The 16222-nt window shown below is 69.1% G+C and carries 22 protein-coding genes; 18 read left to right on the top strand and 4 right to left on the bottom strand.

Annotated elements, in window-relative coordinates; genetic code table 11:
* On the top strand, positions 1–1382 hold a 1382-nt coding region (locus ETD86_RS56890; RefSeq protein ID WP_211370010.1), incomplete at its 5' end, for a DNA cytosine methyltransferase.
* A 40-nt stretch (positions 1383–1422) separates the two neighbouring features.
* On the opposite strand, the gene ETD86_RS13075 is transcribed toward ETD86_RS56890, so the two are convergent.
* Positions 1423–2742: a helix-turn-helix domain-containing protein gene (locus ETD86_RS13075; RefSeq protein WP_170223059.1), complete on the bottom strand. Its 1320-nt coding sequence runs from the start codon at positions 2740–2742 to the stop codon at positions 1423–1425.
* 469 nt (positions 2743–3211) lie between these two features.
* Here ETD86_RS13075 and ETD86_RS13070 point away from each other — a divergent pair, with 469 nt between their 5' ends.
* From ETD86_RS13070 to ETD86_RS55055, 4 genes are all read left to right on the top strand, one after another.
* Positions 3212–3472, top strand: coding sequence for a hypothetical protein (locus ETD86_RS13070; protein WP_138666404.1), 261 nt, complete (start codon positions 3212–3214; stop codon positions 3470–3472).
* Positions 3473–3783: 311 nt separating this feature from the next.
* Complete coding sequence (locus ETD86_RS13065; protein WP_138666403.1) at positions 3784–4038, top strand: hypothetical protein; 255 nt, start codon at positions 3784–3786, stop codon at positions 4036–4038.
* An 87-nt stretch (positions 4039–4125) separates the two neighbouring features.
* Entirely contained in the window at positions 4126–4296 is a 171-nt protein-coding gene (locus ETD86_RS55060) for a hypothetical protein (protein ID WP_170223058.1), read from the top strand.
* Between the two features lie 58 nt (positions 4297–4354).
* Positions 4355–4522 (top strand): hypothetical protein, encoded by a 168-nt coding sequence (locus tag ETD86_RS55055; protein WP_170223057.1) that lies wholly within the window; start codon positions 4355–4357, stop codon positions 4520–4522.
* Between the two features lie 95 nt (positions 4523–4617).
* On the opposite strand, the gene ETD86_RS13060 is transcribed toward ETD86_RS55055, so the two are convergent.
* Positions 4618–5289: a GntR family transcriptional regulator gene (locus tag ETD86_RS13060; protein WP_170223056.1), complete on the bottom strand. Its 672-nt coding sequence runs from the start codon at positions 5287–5289 to the stop codon at positions 4618–4620.
* A gap of 175 nt (positions 5290–5464) precedes the next feature.
* Here ETD86_RS13060 and ETD86_RS13055 point away from each other — a divergent pair, with 175 nt between their 5' ends.
* The 10 genes from ETD86_RS13055 (at position 5465) to ETD86_RS13020 (ending at position 13362) form a co-directional block, all read left to right on the top strand.
* Positions 5465–5872 (top strand): hypothetical protein, encoded by a 408-nt coding sequence (locus tag ETD86_RS13055; RefSeq protein WP_138666401.1) that lies wholly within the window; start codon positions 5465–5467, stop codon positions 5870–5872.
* Between the two features lie 181 nt (positions 5873–6053).
* Positions 6054–6176: a hypothetical protein gene (locus ETD86_RS59075; RefSeq protein ID WP_281286902.1), complete on the top strand. Its 123-nt coding sequence runs from the start codon at positions 6054–6056 to the stop codon at positions 6174–6176.
* Positions 6177–6277: 101 nt separating this feature from the next.
* On the top strand, positions 6278–6442 hold the full coding sequence (locus ETD86_RS55050; RefSeq protein WP_170223055.1) for a hypothetical protein: 165 nt from the start codon (positions 6278–6280) through the stop codon (positions 6440–6442).
* Positions 6443–6444: 2 nt separating this feature from the next.
* Positions 6445–6831: a hypothetical protein gene (locus tag ETD86_RS13050; protein WP_138666400.1), complete on the top strand. Its 387-nt coding sequence runs from the start codon at positions 6445–6447 to the stop codon at positions 6829–6831.
* A 58-nt stretch (positions 6832–6889) separates the two neighbouring features.
* The gene (locus tag ETD86_RS13045; RefSeq protein ID WP_138666399.1) at positions 6890–8950 is read left to right on the top strand and encodes an ATP-binding protein; all 2061 of its coding nucleotides are present in this window, start codon (positions 6890–6892) and stop codon (positions 8948–8950) included.
* A gap of 234 nt (positions 8951–9184) precedes the next feature.
* Positions 9185–11062 carry a DUF2637 domain-containing protein gene (locus ETD86_RS13040; RefSeq protein WP_138666398.1) on the top strand — a complete coding sequence of 626 codons (1878 nt, stop codon included), beginning with the start codon at positions 9185–9187 and terminating at the stop codon, positions 11060–11062.
* Positions 11063–11229: 167 nt separating this feature from the next.
* Positions 11230–11628 (top strand): DUF3307 domain-containing protein, encoded by a 399-nt coding sequence (locus tag ETD86_RS13035; RefSeq protein WP_138666397.1) that lies wholly within the window; start codon positions 11230–11232, stop codon positions 11626–11628.
* A 96-nt stretch (positions 11629–11724) separates the two neighbouring features.
* A complete protein-coding gene (locus ETD86_RS13030; RefSeq protein WP_138666396.1) occupies positions 11725–11937 on the top strand; it encodes a hypothetical protein in 213 nt (70 codons plus the stop codon).
* A gap of 7 nt (positions 11938–11944) precedes the next feature.
* Positions 11945–12901 (top strand): DUF4097 family beta strand repeat-containing protein, encoded by a 957-nt coding sequence (locus ETD86_RS13025; RefSeq protein ID WP_138666395.1) that lies wholly within the window; start codon positions 11945–11947, stop codon positions 12899–12901.
* An 80-nt stretch (positions 12902–12981) separates the two neighbouring features.
* Positions 12982–13362, top strand: a complete 381-nt coding sequence (locus tag ETD86_RS13020) for a hypothetical protein (RefSeq protein WP_138666394.1) — start codon at positions 12982–12984, stop codon at positions 13360–13362.
* Positions 13363–13488: 126 nt separating this feature from the next.
* Here the strand turns inward: ETD86_RS13020 and ETD86_RS13015 are convergent, their stop codons facing one another.
* The gene (locus ETD86_RS13015; protein ID WP_138666393.1) at positions 13489–14133 is read right to left on the bottom strand and encodes a helix-turn-helix domain-containing protein; all 645 of its coding nucleotides are present in this window, start codon (positions 14131–14133) and stop codon (positions 13489–13491) included.
* A 93-nt stretch (positions 14134–14226) separates the two neighbouring features.
* On the opposite strand from ETD86_RS13015, the gene ETD86_RS13010 reads away from it, so the two are divergent.
* Genes ETD86_RS13010 through ETD86_RS13000 form a run of 3 tightly spaced genes read left to right on the top strand, consistent with a single transcriptional unit; the run spans position 14227 to position 15593 of the window.
* Positions 14227–14784 (top strand): hypothetical protein, encoded by a 558-nt coding sequence (locus ETD86_RS13010; protein ID WP_138666392.1) that lies wholly within the window; start codon positions 14227–14229, stop codon positions 14782–14784.
* 59 nt (positions 14785–14843) lie between these two features.
* Positions 14844–15152 carry a hypothetical protein gene (locus tag ETD86_RS13005; RefSeq protein ID WP_138666391.1) on the top strand — a complete coding sequence of 103 codons (309 nt, stop codon included), beginning with the start codon at positions 14844–14846 and terminating at the stop codon, positions 15150–15152.
* A 21-nt stretch (positions 15153–15173) separates the two neighbouring features.
* A complete protein-coding gene (locus ETD86_RS13000; RefSeq protein ID WP_138666390.1) occupies positions 15174–15593 on the top strand; it encodes a hypothetical protein in 420 nt (139 codons plus the stop codon).
* A gap of 118 nt (positions 15594–15711) precedes the next feature.
* Here ETD86_RS13000 and ETD86_RS12995 read toward each other — a convergent pair whose 3' ends face one another.
* Positions 15712–16146, bottom strand: coding sequence for a hypothetical protein (locus tag ETD86_RS12995; RefSeq protein ID WP_138666389.1), 435 nt, complete (start codon positions 16144–16146; stop codon positions 15712–15714).
* Positions 16147–16222 lie beyond the last annotated feature (76 nt).

Raw genomic sequence — 16222 nt, 5'->3', positions numbered from 1 at the left:
GAGCCCACCCCGCCATGCCCACCACCACTGCCGCCGTCTCCATCGCCGAGTGGGCGGCGGAGACCTACCGGCACCACAACACCGACGAGCTGATTGCTCTGTTCGTCGCCCAGGCCGCCGCCGAGTACGCCGCCTACGAGCGCCTGTGGAGCAGCGGCGACAGCGACTTCCAGGATGTCGCCGACGAAGCCTCCGCCCATCAGATGGAGATCATGCATGCCCTGATCGGCCGCGGCCTGACCGTGTGCGACGGCTGCGCCTACCCCGACGGCACCGGCCATCACTGGGAATGCCGGGCCCGGCCCCTCGCCTACCCCACCCTCGACGGCGGCGAAGACGCACTCTTCGACGCCACCCCGGCACCGGACCTTTCCCGGCCGATCTTCGCCCCGTTCAGCGGGCCCGGCGGCATGGAGGTCGGTGCCCGCATCCTCGGCCTGGACCACTTGTTCGCCGGGTACGACCTCGACAAGGACGCCGTCGCCACCGGCCGGGCAGCCGGGTTCGCCCGCACCCACGCCGATGTGCGCACGCTGAACCCGGCCACCTTCGCACACGTGACCGGCGCGGCGCTCGCACCGCCCTGCCCGACATGGAGCAACTCCGGCACCCGCAGCGCACTCGCGGACCTCAACGAGCTGATCGACGGCGCCGACTGCTTGTTCACGCACCGCTGCGGATGCCTCTGGCAGGACCTCGACAAGCGGGTCGCCGACCCTCGCACCGCGCTCGCCTTGGAACCCCTCCGGTGGGCGGCCGGCCTCCCCCACCTCGAGTGGCTCGTCGCCGAGCTCACCCCCGCAGCCCGGCCGCTGTGGGAAGCCTTCGCCGAAGAACTGTACGACGGCGGGCCGCTCGTAGACATGGGATGGGCCTACAGTGACGTGGTCGAGCTGGACGCAGCCGACTTCGGCGCCGCCTCCCACCGCAAGCGCGTGCTCCTGCTCGCGCACCGCACCAGGTACCCCGACCTGAGGGCACGGCCACTCACCCCGAGGCCCGGCGAGTTCCCCCGCCCGACGATGGCCCAGGCGCTCGGCTGGGAGCCCGGCCACCGTGTCCGCACCCGCGGCAACCGGAAGTCCAGCGGCGGCAACCTTTTCTCCGCCGACCGGGCGGCGTGGTGTCTGACGGAGAAGGCGCGCGGCTGGGAACGCGAAGCCGACAGACTGCGTCTGACGTCCGCCGAAGCCGGACTGCTCGTCGGCATGCCGTACGGCCACCCGTGGCAGGGCTCCAGAAGCAAGCAGTTCCTGCAGGCGGCCAACTGCATTAGCCCGATGGTGGCAGCCGCCGTACTCGGCACCGTGCTCGACATCGACTGGCGGCCCGGCGTGCACGCCTACCTTGAGGACCTGTACGGGCAGCGAACGGCGGCGTGATGCCGAACGGCCTCATCGAGGCGTGAACCCGCCGAGAGGGTCACGCCTCGATGGCGAGCATCGACCGCAGGTCCCGTACCTCCGGCCGGGTCTGCCGGTCGATCGGCACGGCACGGATGACCATGCGACCGGCTCGGTCGATCATGTGAGTGCGGTACGTGGACGGCACGTCGGCGAGGACCTCCGCGGCGTTCCGCGCCCCCTCCTCGACACCTCCGCACACCACGATGCACAGCGCCGCATGCAAGCGCGCGATGATCGGGTACTGGTAGTCACGATTGCCGGCCAGGATCTGATCCTGGGCATCGAGGAACTGTGCTTCCTTTCCGGCTGCGCTGAAGACCACCGCGCGCGCATACGTGAGCTGCTGGTTGGCCCAGTACCGCGGCATGATCGTCACTTCCAGGCGGCCGGTCGCCAGCTGATCGCTGACTCGCTCCAGCGTGGCGATCGCTTCTCCATGACGCCCCAGACGGCTCAGCGTCTTGGCGAGCGCCAGCTCCATGAGCGCGGCCCCGTAGGAGTTCGGGGAACGGGCCACGATCGGCGCCGCGGTGTGGATCAAGTCCAGGATGGCCGCAGCGTCGGACTCTCCTGCGGAGAGCATGTGACCGGCCTCCGTGGACCGTACCCCCAACGCCAAATGCAGGTCGTCCGACGCGTCGGCCATCTGCCGGGCGGTCCGCCACCACCGTTCCGCCTCCACATGACGACCCAGCCGGGTCAGCACGTTGGCGTTGAGGGTGGACATGGCCGACACCACCCGGGCCATGTCGCGAGTCCTGGCATGGTCAGGGCCGAACTGATCGGCCATCATCTTCGCCCGCAGCAGCACCGTCCGCAGATCCACATCCAGGTCCTGGTGCACCACATCGGCGGGGCGAGTGACGAGCGCCTGAAGGTGGCTGCCGCAGGCTCTCTCCCAGTCGTTGAGGGTTTGCGTATCGACCAGCGGGTTCACGTCGAAGTATTGCCGCAGATCTTCTGACGATGGCGTCAGCGCCGTAGCTCCCAGTCCGGCGATGATGTGCAGCAGTTCTCGGCGTTTCGTGGCTGCCTCCCCCAGTTCGTCCGAATTGTCACCCCAGCCCAGATTACGCAGCAAGCCCATCTCGGCGGTAGGGGGATTCACGTCGGAAATTGGCACGGACGCCTCGCTGGCGTCATAAGCGGCAATGAGGGCACCATCGGCCTCAAGAGCGCGGTCCAAAGCTACTACAACAGCTCGTGACGGCCATTTACGATCACGTTCCAGGTCGTCAATGTAGCTCTTACCCGCCCGCGCCCGACGTGCAACTTCACGCAGCGGCAGCCGACCGCGCAGGCGACGCAACAGTTGTCCGAACGTCTCCTCGCTCATATCGCTCACCTGCCTGACCTGTGTCCGTCGTGTCCGCCGGAAACGGCGGACACACAGCGGACAGGCCATCTCTAGACCTGACGGCTTGTAATGGCAACGCTACTCCTGCACGGGCTTTCGGCCATGAGGAAATCGGCCACGGCATCGGGGCAGGAAAGCGAGGAATGGTGTTTCTGAATACGCGGGCTGACGTCTGGTTCTACGTGTGGAATGTCGCAGCTCGCGGTCGAAGCTCTACCGGCGTGACTGGAAGTGGCTATCGCGCCGTGAATGAACTCACGGCCGCACTGCAAACAATGCCGCAGGGGCCGCTTGAGGGAACGGTGTGGCCGGCGCGCCTTGACGCCGTCGCCAGCGGACCGGCGTACGTGTACGGGCCTCCGGTGGCGGAGCTCTGCCGAGACGAGGACTCCGCCATCACCCGGATGTACATCCCCTACTCGCTGGCAGAGCTTGAGGGTGGCTCTCGATGACCGAATCGACCATGAATGGCTCCCCCGCGCCCACGGGCGGCGATACGAGAGCCGCACGGCAGCTCGACGCGCTGCGTTCCACCTACCCAGCTCACGACATCGAGCACGGCAGCCAGTGGACCGCCCGGCTACGCCGTCCCCTCACGCAGAAGCTGCGCAACGCCGGAGTCCACGAACTCATCGAACAGGCCGACGCCGAATCGCTCGCCTCCACGCTGGCGCACCAGACGCGGCTGCTGCACGCGCAAGGGTCCTGATGGACCGGCCGACGCCGCGCACTCCGGCGCCGACCCGGCGACCCCATGCCCCACATCGTCCGGCACCCCCTTCTGGGCACCCGTGCCGGGCCCTGATCCCGTCCTTCCGGGTGGACGGGATCGCCTATCGGCGGCCCCCGAGCCGCCGACGCGGGCTCACCGCCCGCATCCCTCATGTCCCCCGCCACGGGAGGCATGTGAAGCGTGGCCGGAGCGCGCGGCCCAGCACGGGCGTGCCCCGGCCACACGCACGGTCAAACCGGTGAACCGGGCAGGTATCACCTTGCCCGGCCGACTCGCTAGGAGAACCCATGACCAAAGGCGACACCCCGAACGACAGCGGCACCGAGGCCAGCGCCGCCCAGGAGACAGCGGACGAGGAGCGCAGCCCCTACGAGTACGACCTCGACGACGCCCCGCTCCACCCCCTGGTCGAGGGCGGCAACCTGGTCTGCGCCGAGGTCCCCGGCTGCCCGGACTTCTTCGTGCTGCTCGACAAGGACAACCCCGACGCCCCGCCGCGCATCGCGGGCGCGATCCTGCGCAAGGCCGGACTGAACATCTAGCGATCTCGAAGTGGGCGGCCATGACCCATGGCCGCCCACTGACATTTCCGCCCCACCACGATCCATCCGTTCCTGCTGGAAGAAGACATGAGCGAACGCTTATGGACCTTGCTGATGGACTGGCGCGCGCGTACCGCGGCGGCCGTCAGCATCGCCTTCATCCTCATCACGGTACGAAGCCAGTACTCCGCCACCGCGATCAACTGGGCCCTGCTGGTGGTCCGCTGGCTGCTGATCCTCCCGGGCCGCATCCACTGATCGTCTCCGGCCGCAAGGTAACACCTCCCCGGCCGCGCATCTCCCGAAGGACTCCCCCATGAACGAAGATCTCGATCGGAGAGCCCTCCTCGCACAGATCATCTGGATCGCCCTGCACGTCATGCTCGTGTCAACAGCGATCCGGCCGACACCGGCGTTCACGATGACAGGCATCGCCCTACTGATCCTGACAGCGCGATGGGCTTACCAGAGCCGCCGTCCCTGACCAGAGTGCCGGACCGGCACCCACCTGGCCGGCACCGCGGGCCAGGACCACAGCATGGGCATACTCTTCCCGCAGCCTCGCTGCTGCGGGAAGACTCACCTCCAGTCGATCCTCACCGCAGAGCGGTCGGCGGGAATCACGCTCACGCGGATCAGCCGGACCCCGCCGTCCACCCCGGTGAACGTCGTGGCCGCCTCGAGCACCGGTGTGACCGGGAGCAACTCGAACCGGCCCGCTTCGCCCTCTGTCGGCATGCGGCCGATGAGCAGGGTCCTGGCCCGCCGCAACGGGACACCGCGCTCTTGCAGCAGCTCAAGATCCGTCGGCCGCGTCAAAGGGGTTTGCGCACGCACCTCGGGGAGCACGTCGGCGAGCGACGGATCGTAGTACGAGGTGAGACCGGCGGGGACGCGGCGGACGAGCACCGTCGTGATGCCAGGCATGAGCTCGGAGACCAGCGGTGGAGCCGACAAGGTTCCCACGGCTGCGTCCGCGTGCTCGCGAGTCTCGATCAAAGCTTCCACATCGACGTGCGCCCGCTGGTAGAGGCGTGGGAAGTAGCCCTTGCCGTGCCTGGCGTAGGCAGCGCCCAGGCGCACGAGTTCCCTCAGCGCCTCTCGCGCGGTAACGGGGCTTACCCCGTACAGCTGGACGATCTGATTCTGGCTCGGCAGCGGGTCTTGCGGGCCGTAGACGCCAGCGTCGATGTCCCGGCGTAGCGCCGCAGCGATGCTGGTGTACTCCGGCTGTCCCGCTGTCGTCATCATGTCTACCCATCTCGCCTGTCGATGTTGCTCATGTGCGACAACCAGGGTGGCAGCCCTGGCCAGGCCAGCGGAATCGGTCAGGGCCATCTCGGTCAACTTTCCCCTCTTGCACCGCTCTCATATGTAAGTTAGCTTTCATATGAAAGTTCGCCAAGGGGCACTTGAAGGAGGAGCGATGAACCTGGTGCTGATCGCCTGGACCGCCGTCATGGTGACCGTGCTGACCAGCCGGCCCGCTACGCCCGACGACGCGAGCGCAACCGAGGTCGTGGCCACCTTCCGCAAGCTCCCGGCTGCCGGCAAGATCGCGGCGCTCGCCGGGCTCGGCTACGGACTCGGAGGAGCGCTCCTGCTCCTTCTCGGCCGCCTCGCCCGCGTGACCGCCGTCCTCGTTGTCCTCTCCTGCACCGCTGCCACCGCGCTGCTCCTCACCATCGCATGGCGGCTGCTGACCATCCTGGGAGCCACGCTTCCCACCCCTGCCCAGCTGCGCCAGCCCCTGATCGACCTCGCCTGGCAGTTCAGCTCCTTAATGCCCAAGCCTGCCTCCTCCGCCTCCGCCACCCGACCCGCCTTCCTCTGACCCTCGCCACGGAGAACGACGCATGATCCGCCTGCCCCCGGCCCTGACGTGCCCGACATGCCACGGCGCCCGCGAGCATCTGTACAGCACCCGCCCCGGCCAAGGACCGTTCACCCTCACTTGCTGGACCTGCGAAGGCCGTGGCCGTTGCCGGGATTGGCACCCGCTCCTCATCCTCGCCATGAACGTGATCGCCGCAAGCGTCAGCGTCACCGTGCTCGTCCTGGTCGCCGCCCTGCTTCTCGGCCTGCCCGTCCTGCCGGCAGGCGACCTCGCCACCGTCCTCGGCCTGCAACCGAAGTGACCGCTCCTTCGAGACCGTCACGCTCCGCACCGCGTCACCCACGCCGCTCGCCACGTCTGACGCAACCCCTGTCCGTCCCAGCCGCTGCAAGGAATCACCCCATGTCACACGACCAGCCCCCGAACACCATCAGCGATCAGCAGTGGGCGCGGCTCCAGGAGCGCGCCCGCAAGGCCCACCCGCATCTCGACCGCATCTCCGACCCCGAGGCGATCAAGCGTCGTGAGCAGTCCTCCCAGCAGCTGACGAACCGCAAGTGGAACTAGCCATGATCACAGCCCTGAAAGGCGCTCTCGCCTTCCTCACCAACCGCCTGTCCCAGGCGCTGGTACATCTCCGCGCCACCCCCGGCAAAATCATTCTTCTGTCCGCCGCAGTCGCCTCCGCCGCCGCCACATGCCTCTTCCTCTCCACGCTGGCGGCCGAACTGCCCGACCTGAAGCTGCCCGTCCTGGTGACGATCACCGGCGTCGCGGGCGGCGTCGGCGGCCTCTGCTGGGTGGTCGCGTACACCATCACGCTCGCCCTGAAGGTCCGTCGCGAGGACCGGCGCACCCGCGCCAACCTCACGGCCGCGCAAGCGGAACGCCTGGCCGCCGGCGAGCGCGACCCATCGCACACGCACCGGCCAACGCGACCCAGCTCACACCTGTAACGCTCACCCCTGCCGCACGACCAGCACCTGCACCTGCATGCCCAGAAAGGAGCCTCCGGTGGATCACCCGTCCGCTGACACGCAGCCAGCGCACCCCGCGGGCGACGACATCGTCCTCAACGGCCAGGTGATCAAGCGCAGCGACCTCACACGCGCCACCAGCGGCATCCCAGCCCCATGGACTGCGCCGCTCACTCCTCCCCTGATCATTCGCGACCCCAAGCTGGCAGGCCTGTACGCCGTACGCGTCGCCGCCCGGGTACCCGGTCGGCTGCTCGGCGCCGCCCTCCGCGGCACCGGCGTCCTCGGGAACCAGTGGTGGATGTGGGCCAACGCGGTCAATGAGCAGAACCGGGCATTCGAAGCAGGCCGCTACGACACCAACATGATGGCCGCGCTGGACGCCCTGCGGACCCAGCGGCGCACCGCCTCCGCGAAGGTGGCAGGCGCCGTCGTCGCCGGCAGCGTTCTCCTGTTCGCCCTCAACGCCTGGCCGATCCTCGCCGGCGCAGGCACCATCTGGGTCGCGGTCGCCGCCATCGCCGGGCGGCGCACCCCTGAGCAACTGCGCGCGCTCGGCCACGCTGCCGACGCCGGCCGCAGCGCCGTCGGCGCGGCCGGAGCGCCCGCGGTCGACGCGAGCGTGTCCAGCGAGCAGCTCACTGAGGCGTTCATCGCCGCGAGCATCATCAAGGCGGGCCAGGAGGTGCACCTGGACGCGGCTCGGTTGCCGCACCACGACGGCACCGCGCTGATCGTCGTCGTGCGCCTTCCCGCGGGCAGGACTCACAAGCAGGTCATCGCCGCGAAGGCGGCCCTGGCCTCCGCCCTCGACATCGACGAGCGGTGGCTGGACGTCGAACGGGTTCCCGGCACCGGCCGGCACGTGTCGCTGTGGCTGGCCGACAGCGACCCCTTCGACCGTCCCAAGCACCGATCGCCGCTCATCGGCGCCGACGCCTGGGACCTGTTCCATGCAGTCCCGTTCGGCACCAGCATCAGAGGCCGCCGCGTCGCACTGCCGCTGATCTTCACGTCAGTGCTGGTGTCGTCCATGCCGCGCATGGGCAAAAGCGTCGTGCTGCGGCTGCTGGCCATGGCGGCCGCGCTGGACGTCCGCGTCCGCCTGTACCTGTGGGACGGCAAGGGCGGCAAGGACTTCAGCCCTTTCAAGTCGATCGCGCACGGGTTCGGCCGCGGTGTACGGGGACGCACCGTCGAGGAGCTCTACACCGCGCTGTGCGCTCTCGTCGCCGAGATGGGCGCCCTGTACGAGTGGATCGACGAGCTCGATGACGACATCTGCCCCGACGGCAAGATCACGCCGGAGATGCTCGACGACCCCTCCTACGGCCTCACCCTGAAGCTGATCATCATCGACGAGGTCCAGCGGTACCTGGAAGATCCTGTCTGGGGCAAGCTCATCCTCGAGCAGCTCATCGAGCTTGCGAAGGTCGGCCCCGCGCTCGGCTTCATCCTCGTCATCGCCACGCAGAAGGCCGACGCCGACACCATCCCATCGTCGCTGCGCGACCAGCTCGGCACCCGGTTCGTGTTGCGCGTCATGACGTGGCAGGCGTCCGAAGCGGGCCTCGGCACCAACACGCACGTCGCGGGATACAACGCCGCCGAGTTCGACGGGCATCACCAGGGGTGGGGGTTCCTGCGCGGCGCCGAAGACGTAGACCTGGGCGGTGACATCCTGACGGTCCGATCGGACTTCGCCGACGTGCGCGATGCCCGCCAGGTCGTCAAGCGCGCCCTGGAGTTGCGCGAGCAGGCCGGCATGCTGCCCGGCCAGCAGCGGCCCGGCGCACCCGCCCCGGTCATCGCCGATCCGCGGGAGCGTGTGCCGGCGGTGCTCGCGGCCATCGCCGAACTCGCCGCCGAGGCCGCCGGGGAGCACCTCCCCCGTCTGTCCACCACGGCGATCATCGCGCAGCTCGAACTGAAGATGTCGCCGAAGGCGCTCGGCGGCATGCTCGCCGACTGGGGGTGCCCAGTCGGCCGGCAGACGATCAACGGGGACGAGGTACGCGGCCCCGCCACGGCGGACGTGCTTGCGGCCGTCGACCGGATCGTCTCCGGCGGCGCGGTGGAGGTGCGCCGTGCCGCATGAGATGCACCCGTCGCCGCACCTGCCGGGCATCCGCCTGGCCGGCAGGTGCCATCCGCCAGCCCGACGGATGGCACCGACGCATGCGAATGAGCCACTACCTGCGCAAATGCTGCGTTCCGGCGGGTCAGGCGGATCTCCGGCCCCTGCCTGGTGCGCCGCCGTACAGCTCCGCGATGACCTCTCCGCCCGATCCGCCGACCACTCCCCTGCCTCACCCTCTCGCCGTACGACCTGATGAAGGACTTTGCCGTGAATGACCTCTTGACCCGCTTGCAGTCGTGGGAGCCGCTGGCCGGCGCCGTCCTGGCGGCGGTGCTGGTGTTGGGCCTGCTGGTGTGGTGGTGGAACCGGCGCGGCGAACGCCGGGCACGGGCACGGATGCACCAGATGTGGGCCGCGGGCGAAGGCCCGCGCGACGTGACGCTCACGTGGTCGTTCTGGCGGCACCGGTTCGTCCCGCATGTCGAGCCGATGGCCGCACCGGACAAGGTCGTTGCCAAGCCTAAGGCCGCGCCTCCTCCCCCGGCTGATCGGGCGCGGACGACCGGCAGGTGGGAGGCGGCGCGTACGGCGGTTGTTCGCGTCATCCCAGGCGTGCTGCTGGTGTACTTCCTCGTCGTCATCGCGGGCCTGTCCGCCAACGGCCTGACCGGCTTCGGCCGCGACAACATGGACCTGACCGGCCCATGGCCCTACCTGCTCTTCTTCGCCCTGGACGGCGCTGCCGGCCTGTGCGCGGTGTTGCAGGCACGACGGATCAGCCGAGGCGAGACCGCCACCGGGCCGCGCCTGGCCGTGTGGGGCCTCATCCTGGCATCGGCATACTTCAACGCGACGCACGCGCCCGACAAGCCCGGCGCCGCTCTTGCGTACGCGATCCTGCCGGTCGTCGGCGCCGTCCTGTTCGAGTTCGTGCTGGCTGAGCAGCGTCGTGACAAGTACGCCCGCCCTGACCGCAAGCTCGACCTGTCCCGGTGGCTGCACCCGATCGAGCGAGTGCAGGTCCTGCTCAAGCTCGGCACTGATGAACTTCTCACCGCAGCGCAGGCGACGCGGCTCGTCCGCGTGAACGAGGCGGCCAAGCGCCTCCACATGCTCGCCAAGACGATCGACCGGCAGGCCGAACGCGAAGGCAAGTGGGGGGCGGGCCGCCGGGCCGGAAAGGTGAACGACGCCGACAAGCGGGCGCAGAAGGCGCTTACCCGCGCCGGCGCGACCGACCCGTACGTGATGGTCGACATCGTCCGTGCCATGCAATTGCTCACGCAGTCGCGCACGCTCGCCACCCTCGACTACACCACCCCCCGTGAAGCGGAAAAGTTCCTCGCCAATCTCATGGTGGCTCCGCCGCCGGAAGCGCTGGCAGCGCCTCCTCCTCGGACGGACGTCGCGCTGCCGGCGGAAGGCACCGGCGCTGCCAGCGGCGATGGCGACCGGCTGCCAGCGGGGGATAGCGGCGCTGCCAGCACAGGTGATGACCCGCTGGCAGCGGGCGCTAACGCGCTGCCAGCGCCGAATGATCCGCTGCGAAACGGTGCTGGCAGCGGCGGCGGCCAGGGCGCCGCAGCGCTTCCTTCTCCTCCCGCGCCTCCGGGCGGGGCGGACAAGAGCGGCGCTGGGAACGGCGGCCAGGGCGACAACGGCAACGCTGCCAGCGACGCTGGGAACGGCGCTGGGAACGGCGCTGGGAACGATGGTTTCCCTGGTGGCAGGCTCGGCATGCAGATGCGAGCCCGCGCTCTGTGGGACGAGGCCGTGACCGCTGGCGGGCCGCTGCCGCAGACCGCTGATCTGATGCAGGTATCTGGGGCGAAGCCCTCCACAGCGCGGAACTGGCGCGCTGCGTGGATCAAGGAACCGGCGGCGGCAGCGCTCGACAGCGGCGCTGCCGACGTTCCGGAGGAGACCGCCGAGGAGCTCGCAGAGCGCCTCGACTCCGAACGGGCGCTGGCGACGGCCGCTGCGAGCGCCATTCCCAGCGCCCGCGTCAGCGACGACAACGACGCTGCCAGCGCTGCGTCACCCGCCGGCGAGGACGCTGCCAGCGCCGCATCAGCCGCCGACGACGACAGCGACAACGACGCTGACGAGCGCTCGCCAGCGCTCGTATAGCAGCCCCTGGGGCGGAGACGGCCGCTCGCCTCCGCCCCGGGCCAGCCCCCGACACATCATCCGCCGACCCGCCGACCCCCATCCGTCGTCCTTCGCCCGATCCGTCGGCGATCCGTCGCCGTACCCGCGAGCATCAGCCCATCGCCCCCACGACAGGAGCCCCTCGCATGCCCGACCCGCTGTACGTCCTCCTCGCTCACCTCGCCGGCGACTACGTTCTCCAGTCCCACTGGATGGCCACCGAGAAGACCACGCGCTGGTGGCCGGCCATCGTCCACGGCTTCTTCTACACGCTCCCCCACCTGCTCCTCACCACCTCCCTCCCGGCCCTGACCGTGATCGGCGGAACGCATATCGTGCTCGACCGCACACGCGCCGCCAAGTACGTCATCTGGGCCAAGAACCAGCTCGGCGCGGCTGGCAGCCGGCCCACTTGGGCGGAGGCGAAGGACAACTGCGGCTTCCCGCGGGATGTGTCCGCAGGCCTCGCCCAGGGGCTCCTCATCGTGGTGGACAACACCCTCCACCTGGCGATCAACGTGGCGGCGTTGTACTGGCTCGGCTGAGCGTGGCAACGCGGCCCATCCCCTAGATGGTTTCGCCAGCGAAACGCCCACTCGACCTTCAGTAAATTAACTATCCTGTACTAAAATGAGGTAATCATGGGGTGGATCAGCAGAGACCAGCAGGAGCGCGACCACGCAGGACTGCGCCACGTGTGCGGCGCCTGCGGCCACGAGGAAAGGCCAGACGACCCCCTCGTCCTCAGCGACGGCGACCCCTCCAATCCGTGGGACGCCGCCGGCGGACGCATCCACCGCAGCCACACCACCGACCCCTCGAGCGGCTTCTACGGTCGCGCACAGAAAAGTTAGGAACGCGATGTTCACGCCCGCCACCCGCACCCTGGTCGCCGCCCCTGCCGGCCCGGTTCGGCTCACCTTCCCGATGAAGCACATCCCCACCGTGGTGCAGGTCGCAGACGTGCCCGCCGTCGAGGTCACCCTGACCACCCGCGCGGCCCCCGGAACGGCCGCAGCCGACGCCATCAACGCCGCCAGCATGACCCAGCACGCCAGCGACGTTACCGTCAACGTGCCTGACCTGCCGGGCGCCGCTGAAGTCTCCGTCACCTCCGTCAGCCGGGGCGGCAGTCGAACCACGATCCAAACGGTGACCAACCTCGGTGCCGGAGCTGTGATCGTCGGCGGTGACTTCTACGGGGAAGTCGACATCGACGACGGCCGCGTGTCCATGCGCGGCACCACTGTCGGAGCGACCATCCTGACCGGCGGCATGAGCGGGGTCATCCAGGCGGAGATTCGCATCCCCGCAAGCAGCGCCCTGAACATGACGTCGAAGGATGCGGGGTTGACCGTCAGGGGCGAGGTCGTCGCGATCAACTACACCAGCACCTCCGGCAGTCTGCATGTGGACGCCTGTCAATCCCTCACCGGCTCCTCCACGGGTGGCGTCATCACCGCCGACGTCGCCGACCGTGTCGTGTGGCGCACCGTCTCCGGCCGCGTTCGCCTCGGCCGCACCGAGAACGTACAGGTGTCGTCCGTCTCAGGACCCGTCCACATCGCCGACTTCGGCGGCGTGGCCGAGATCCAGTCCGTCAGCGGCCGCATCAGCGTCGACGCCACCGAGGGCGGCACCATCACCGCCACGTCGACGTCGGGCGACATCCTCGTCACCGCCGCCCCCGGCCTGGCCGACGCGGTAGGCGACAACCGGCTCATCGTCAACGCTCGATCCCTCACCGGCTACGTCTCCATCCCGCAGCCGACCGCCTCCACCACCCGCCGGCCGCGCCCCACTCGGCGTCGCCCATAACGCGACAAGAACGCGCCGGAGCGGCAGCCGCCCCGCTGCCGCCTCGTCGCCCATCCCCCAGCACAGCGAGGAGACTCCCGATGCAGGTCCTTCAACTCGACCTCGCCCGCCCACTCAACGACGAGGTCACCTTCCCCGCGCTCAGCGACGAGGCATTGGCCGGCACAGCCCTGCGGGCCGCCTTCGCCAACAAGAAGGCCACGCAAGCCGCAGCATCCCTCCACGAAACCAAGGCCAACGCCGCCACCATCTACAAGTGGCTCGCCGAAAGCCGCGACGCCGTAGACATCGTGCTCGACTATCAGGCGCGCGTCGAAGCACTGGAAATGGTGATCGACAACGGCGGCAGCTCCGGCAGCCATCCCAACTCCCACGGCGAACGCGAACGGAGTCCCGCCGAAGATCTCATCATGGACGCCACCGTCTTGTACCGCGGCATCGCCTTCCGAGACTGGAACTGACCGACCGGCAACGCTGAGGGGACGAACCCAAGCCTGGGGCGGCCCCTCAGGGTTGCAGATCCTCCGGGATGGTTTCGCCAGCGAAACCATCCCGGGCCCGCGCGGAACGCGACTCAACTTCTCCGATCAGCTGTCCACGAGTTCAATGTGTGAACGTCGGCCCTGGCGAGTCGGGACGTCAACCCCGGCACGCTCCAGCGCCCCCTTGATCCGCCTGGCGCTGCAACCCACCTCGCGCGCCACCGCCCGCACCGACCCGTGCTCAGCCAGCAGGCCAGCGAGCACCGGCCCTTCCGGCAGCGCGGGCCTGACGTACCCCAGCTGGCGCATCTGCCGGCGAACGTGCCCCTCCGAGAAGCCGGTCAGCATCGCGACCGCGGCGGGAGGCCAGCCTTGCCCGGCAAGCTCATCCACCTGTTCGAGGTCGAGCTGGCGGCGCCCGCCGATGGCCCGTAGCTCATAGCCGGCGTCGGCGACGATGTTGCGGACCGACTGCGCCGAAACCTGCTGGGCTGCGCAGATGTCAGCCATCGGGTCGCCGTTCAGGTAGCTCGCCAGGACGCGCTCGCACACCTGGGCCGAGATGCGCCGGTCCGCGGAACCGCGCCCCCGCCGCGGCGTCCCCGTACGAATCAACGCACGATGCACAGCCGTATGGGACCGCCCGACGCGAGCGGCGATCTGCCGCACCGTCAGCTGATCAACCGTATACAGGCGGACGACCAGTGCCGTGTCAATGGGATCCTGCGGCGCAGACGTGGACGTACTCACGGGCCCGGAGCGTGCAGGGAATCACAGCTAACGTCGCCTCAGGCGGCTCCTGCCCGCCGCGACCCAAGCTCACTCGGCCTCTACATTGCGCCCATGACCCGCACCCGAGTGCGTTCGAACCTGGCGGCTGCCATCGCAGCCGGTCCAGCCCGCCGCGCCGCCGAACGTGTCACTGACGACCTCGCCGACGCGGCCCGTGACGCCGCACCGGCCGCGAAGGTGTGGATGACGACGCCGGGCGACAACCGTCCGGCGCACGCTGATGCTCACGGCCAGGCCGTGCCGTCGAACCTGCCGTTTCGCCTCAAGCGGCAGGTCTACGTGCGCAAGGGACGCGGCCCCGGCGGCAAGGCGCTCAATCCGGCCGGCGGTTGGAAGACCATCGACGGCTGGGACCTGGCCATGCGGCCGCGGGACCCTGGCCTGCCCGACGATCAGCAGCTCGGCTGCCAGTGCCAGGCGGTGGACCTGCCGAAAGCGATCGCCGCCGGCGTGCACGCCGAGCCGGTACGCGTATCCGGGCTGCGAGCGCAGGCCAAGGTGAGGGTGGTCTTCCCTCGCGTGGCCGAGTCCGAGTACGCCGATCAAGGGGGTGGGTGGCTTGCCGCCGCCGCGTACCGGGTCGCCGCTCAAGCGCGGACGCGACGTTAGCTCATCTGCAGGTCACCATGGGCGCCGACCTACGACAGATCTTGCAGGAGGCCTCGCGCATGTCTACCGACCAGCTCGTGATCTTCAACCTGGCGCACCCGCTGCGTTCGATCGACGCCGAGGCTGTGGGCCTGCCCATCCGCACCTACGCTGTCGGGGAGGAACTCAAGCTCAGCTACGGACAGGCCATGCGCTTGGTCGCGGGTGGGGCTGTCGCCGGCGCGAACCCGCAGAAGCCGCAGACGTACATGCTTGACGTTCCTGGCTCGGCGCTTCGCCGGGCTCCCGCCAAGTCGCCCGAAGCCCCCGCGCTCGCGCCCGAGCCCGCTGCCTCGGTCAAGCCTGGGCGGAAGTCGAATGGTGAGTAATCACGACAGGGAAGGCACTGCGTGAGCCACATCGCTGACGCCGATCCGATCCCGGCCGCTATCGCGCATCTGTCCGCCGATCCTGAGCTCACGGCGAAGCTCGGCGGTCCGGGCCGGGTCGGTGCCGCCCATCGTCCTCCGTATCCGCGGCTGCGTGTTCGCCCAGCTGTCGGTGGAACCGAGGACCTGCGAACGCATCGCGTTGGCGTTCCCTTGCGCTTGGAGGCGCTGGACAGCCTGGAGCGTCCGGTAGGTGAGGAGCGTCTGAAGCGCATCATCCATCTCGCGCTGGCCGTGCTGGCCGCCTTACCTGAGATTCCCTTGGAGCCCGGCGAGCCGATTATCACAGAGGTGACCTCGAGCGGGGGAGGGCCCGTTCCTGAAGCGGACGGCCGTCTGCGCTGGATTGGCAATGCCCTGATCGCCGCCCATCCTGGCTGAAGTCCAGAGGGCGTTTCGCTGGCGAAACCTCCACGCCAGCCGGCGCCGAACGCTGCCCCGGCCGCAGGTGGTCGGGGGCGGATAGGGCGGCGCGGGATTGCGCCGCCCTCCCGGGAGGTCAGTGGCGGGGGTAGAGGGGCGTCCAGTCGGTGAGGATGTCGTCGATTCGGTCGTACTGCGGGTGGATCGCGACCGTGCGGTAGACGATGCGGCCGCCGCCGTGGGCGTGGCCGTGCGGGTCGCCCTCGCCCGTCTGGGAGTGCAGGCCCAATAGCGGTGTCAGATCGTCGAAGCGCATCTCACGGACGCTGCCGTCGTTGTCGATGCCGAACTGGATGGCGGCGTTCTCGGGCAGGTCCGCCCAATCGGTCACGGCTTCGCTGACGTGGTTGCGTGAGAACTCGTCCACGACGGCCACGCGGAAGACGGCCACGGCAGCCTGCCGCTTGTGGTGGGCGTCCTGCTGCGCGTGCAGCCAGGACGGAACGCTCCGGATGTGGTGCTCGGTGATGGTGCCGTCAGCGGTACGGGTGCCGAACTGGATCGTGTGCATCCTGGTCGCCTCTCATTCGCCGGGGATTACCCCCTCATTACGTATATAAGGATACAGGAGAGTTAATTTGATGTCC

Source organism: Nonomuraea turkmeniaca, from assembly GCF_005889735.1.
Classification (GTDB): domain Bacteria; phylum Actinomycetota; class Actinomycetes; order Streptosporangiales; family Streptosporangiaceae; genus Nonomuraea; species Nonomuraea turkmeniaca.
The sequence above is the reverse complement of the archived record's forward strand: the minus strand, read 5'-3'. Positions and strand labels throughout refer to the sequence as shown.

Excerpts from the sequence above, each read along its gene's own strand:
- ETD86_RS13075 (WP_170223059.1), bottom strand. The coding sequence starts at position 2,742 with ATGAGCGAGGAGACGTTCGGACAACTGTTGCGTCGCCTGCGCGGTCGG.
- ETD86_RS13070 (WP_138666404.1), top strand. The coding sequence starts at position 3,212 with ATGACCGAATCGACCATGAATGGCTCCCCCGCGCCCACGGGCGGCGAT.
- ETD86_RS13065 (WP_138666403.1), top strand. The coding sequence starts at position 3,784 with ATGACCAAAGGCGACACCCCGAACGACAGCGGCACCGAGGCCAGCGCC.
- ETD86_RS55060 (WP_170223058.1), top strand. The coding sequence starts at position 4,126 with ATGAGCGAACGCTTATGGACCTTGCTGATGGACTGGCGCGCGCGTACC.
- ETD86_RS55055 (WP_170223057.1), top strand. The coding sequence starts at position 4,355 with ATGAACGAAGATCTCGATCGGAGAGCCCTCCTCGCACAGATCATCTGG.
- ETD86_RS13060 (WP_170223056.1), bottom strand. The coding sequence starts at position 5,289 with ATGATGACGACAGCGGGACAGCCGGAGTACACCAGCATCGCTGCGGCG.
- ETD86_RS13055 (WP_138666401.1), top strand. The coding sequence starts at position 5,465 with ATGAACCTGGTGCTGATCGCCTGGACCGCCGTCATGGTGACCGTGCTG.
- ETD86_RS59075 (WP_281286902.1), top strand. The coding sequence starts at position 6,054 with ATGAACGTGATCGCCGCAAGCGTCAGCGTCACCGTGCTCGTCCTGGTC.
- ETD86_RS55050 (WP_170223055.1), top strand. The coding sequence starts at position 6,278 with ATGTCACACGACCAGCCCCCGAACACCATCAGCGATCAGCAGTGGGCG.
- ETD86_RS13050 (WP_138666400.1), top strand. The coding sequence starts at position 6,445 with ATGATCACAGCCCTGAAAGGCGCTCTCGCCTTCCTCACCAACCGCCTG.
- ETD86_RS13040 (WP_138666398.1), top strand. The coding sequence starts at position 9,185 with ATGAAGGACTTTGCCGTGAATGACCTCTTGACCCGCTTGCAGTCGTGG.
- ETD86_RS13035 (WP_138666397.1), top strand. The coding sequence starts at position 11,230 with ATGCCCGACCCGCTGTACGTCCTCCTCGCTCACCTCGCCGGCGACTAC.
- ETD86_RS13030 (WP_138666396.1), top strand. The coding sequence starts at position 11,725 with ATGGGGTGGATCAGCAGAGACCAGCAGGAGCGCGACCACGCAGGACTG.
- ETD86_RS13025 (WP_138666395.1), top strand. The coding sequence starts at position 11,945 with ATGTTCACGCCCGCCACCCGCACCCTGGTCGCCGCCCCTGCCGGCCCG.
- ETD86_RS13020 (WP_138666394.1), top strand. The coding sequence starts at position 12,982 with ATGCAGGTCCTTCAACTCGACCTCGCCCGCCCACTCAACGACGAGGTC.
- ETD86_RS13010 (WP_138666392.1), top strand. The coding sequence starts at position 14,227 with ATGACCCGCACCCGAGTGCGTTCGAACCTGGCGGCTGCCATCGCAGCC.
- ETD86_RS13005 (WP_138666391.1), top strand. The coding sequence starts at position 14,844 with ATGTCTACCGACCAGCTCGTGATCTTCAACCTGGCGCACCCGCTGCGT.
- ETD86_RS12995 (WP_138666389.1), bottom strand. The coding sequence starts at position 16,146 with ATGCACACGATCCAGTTCGGCACCCGTACCGCTGACGGCACCATCACC.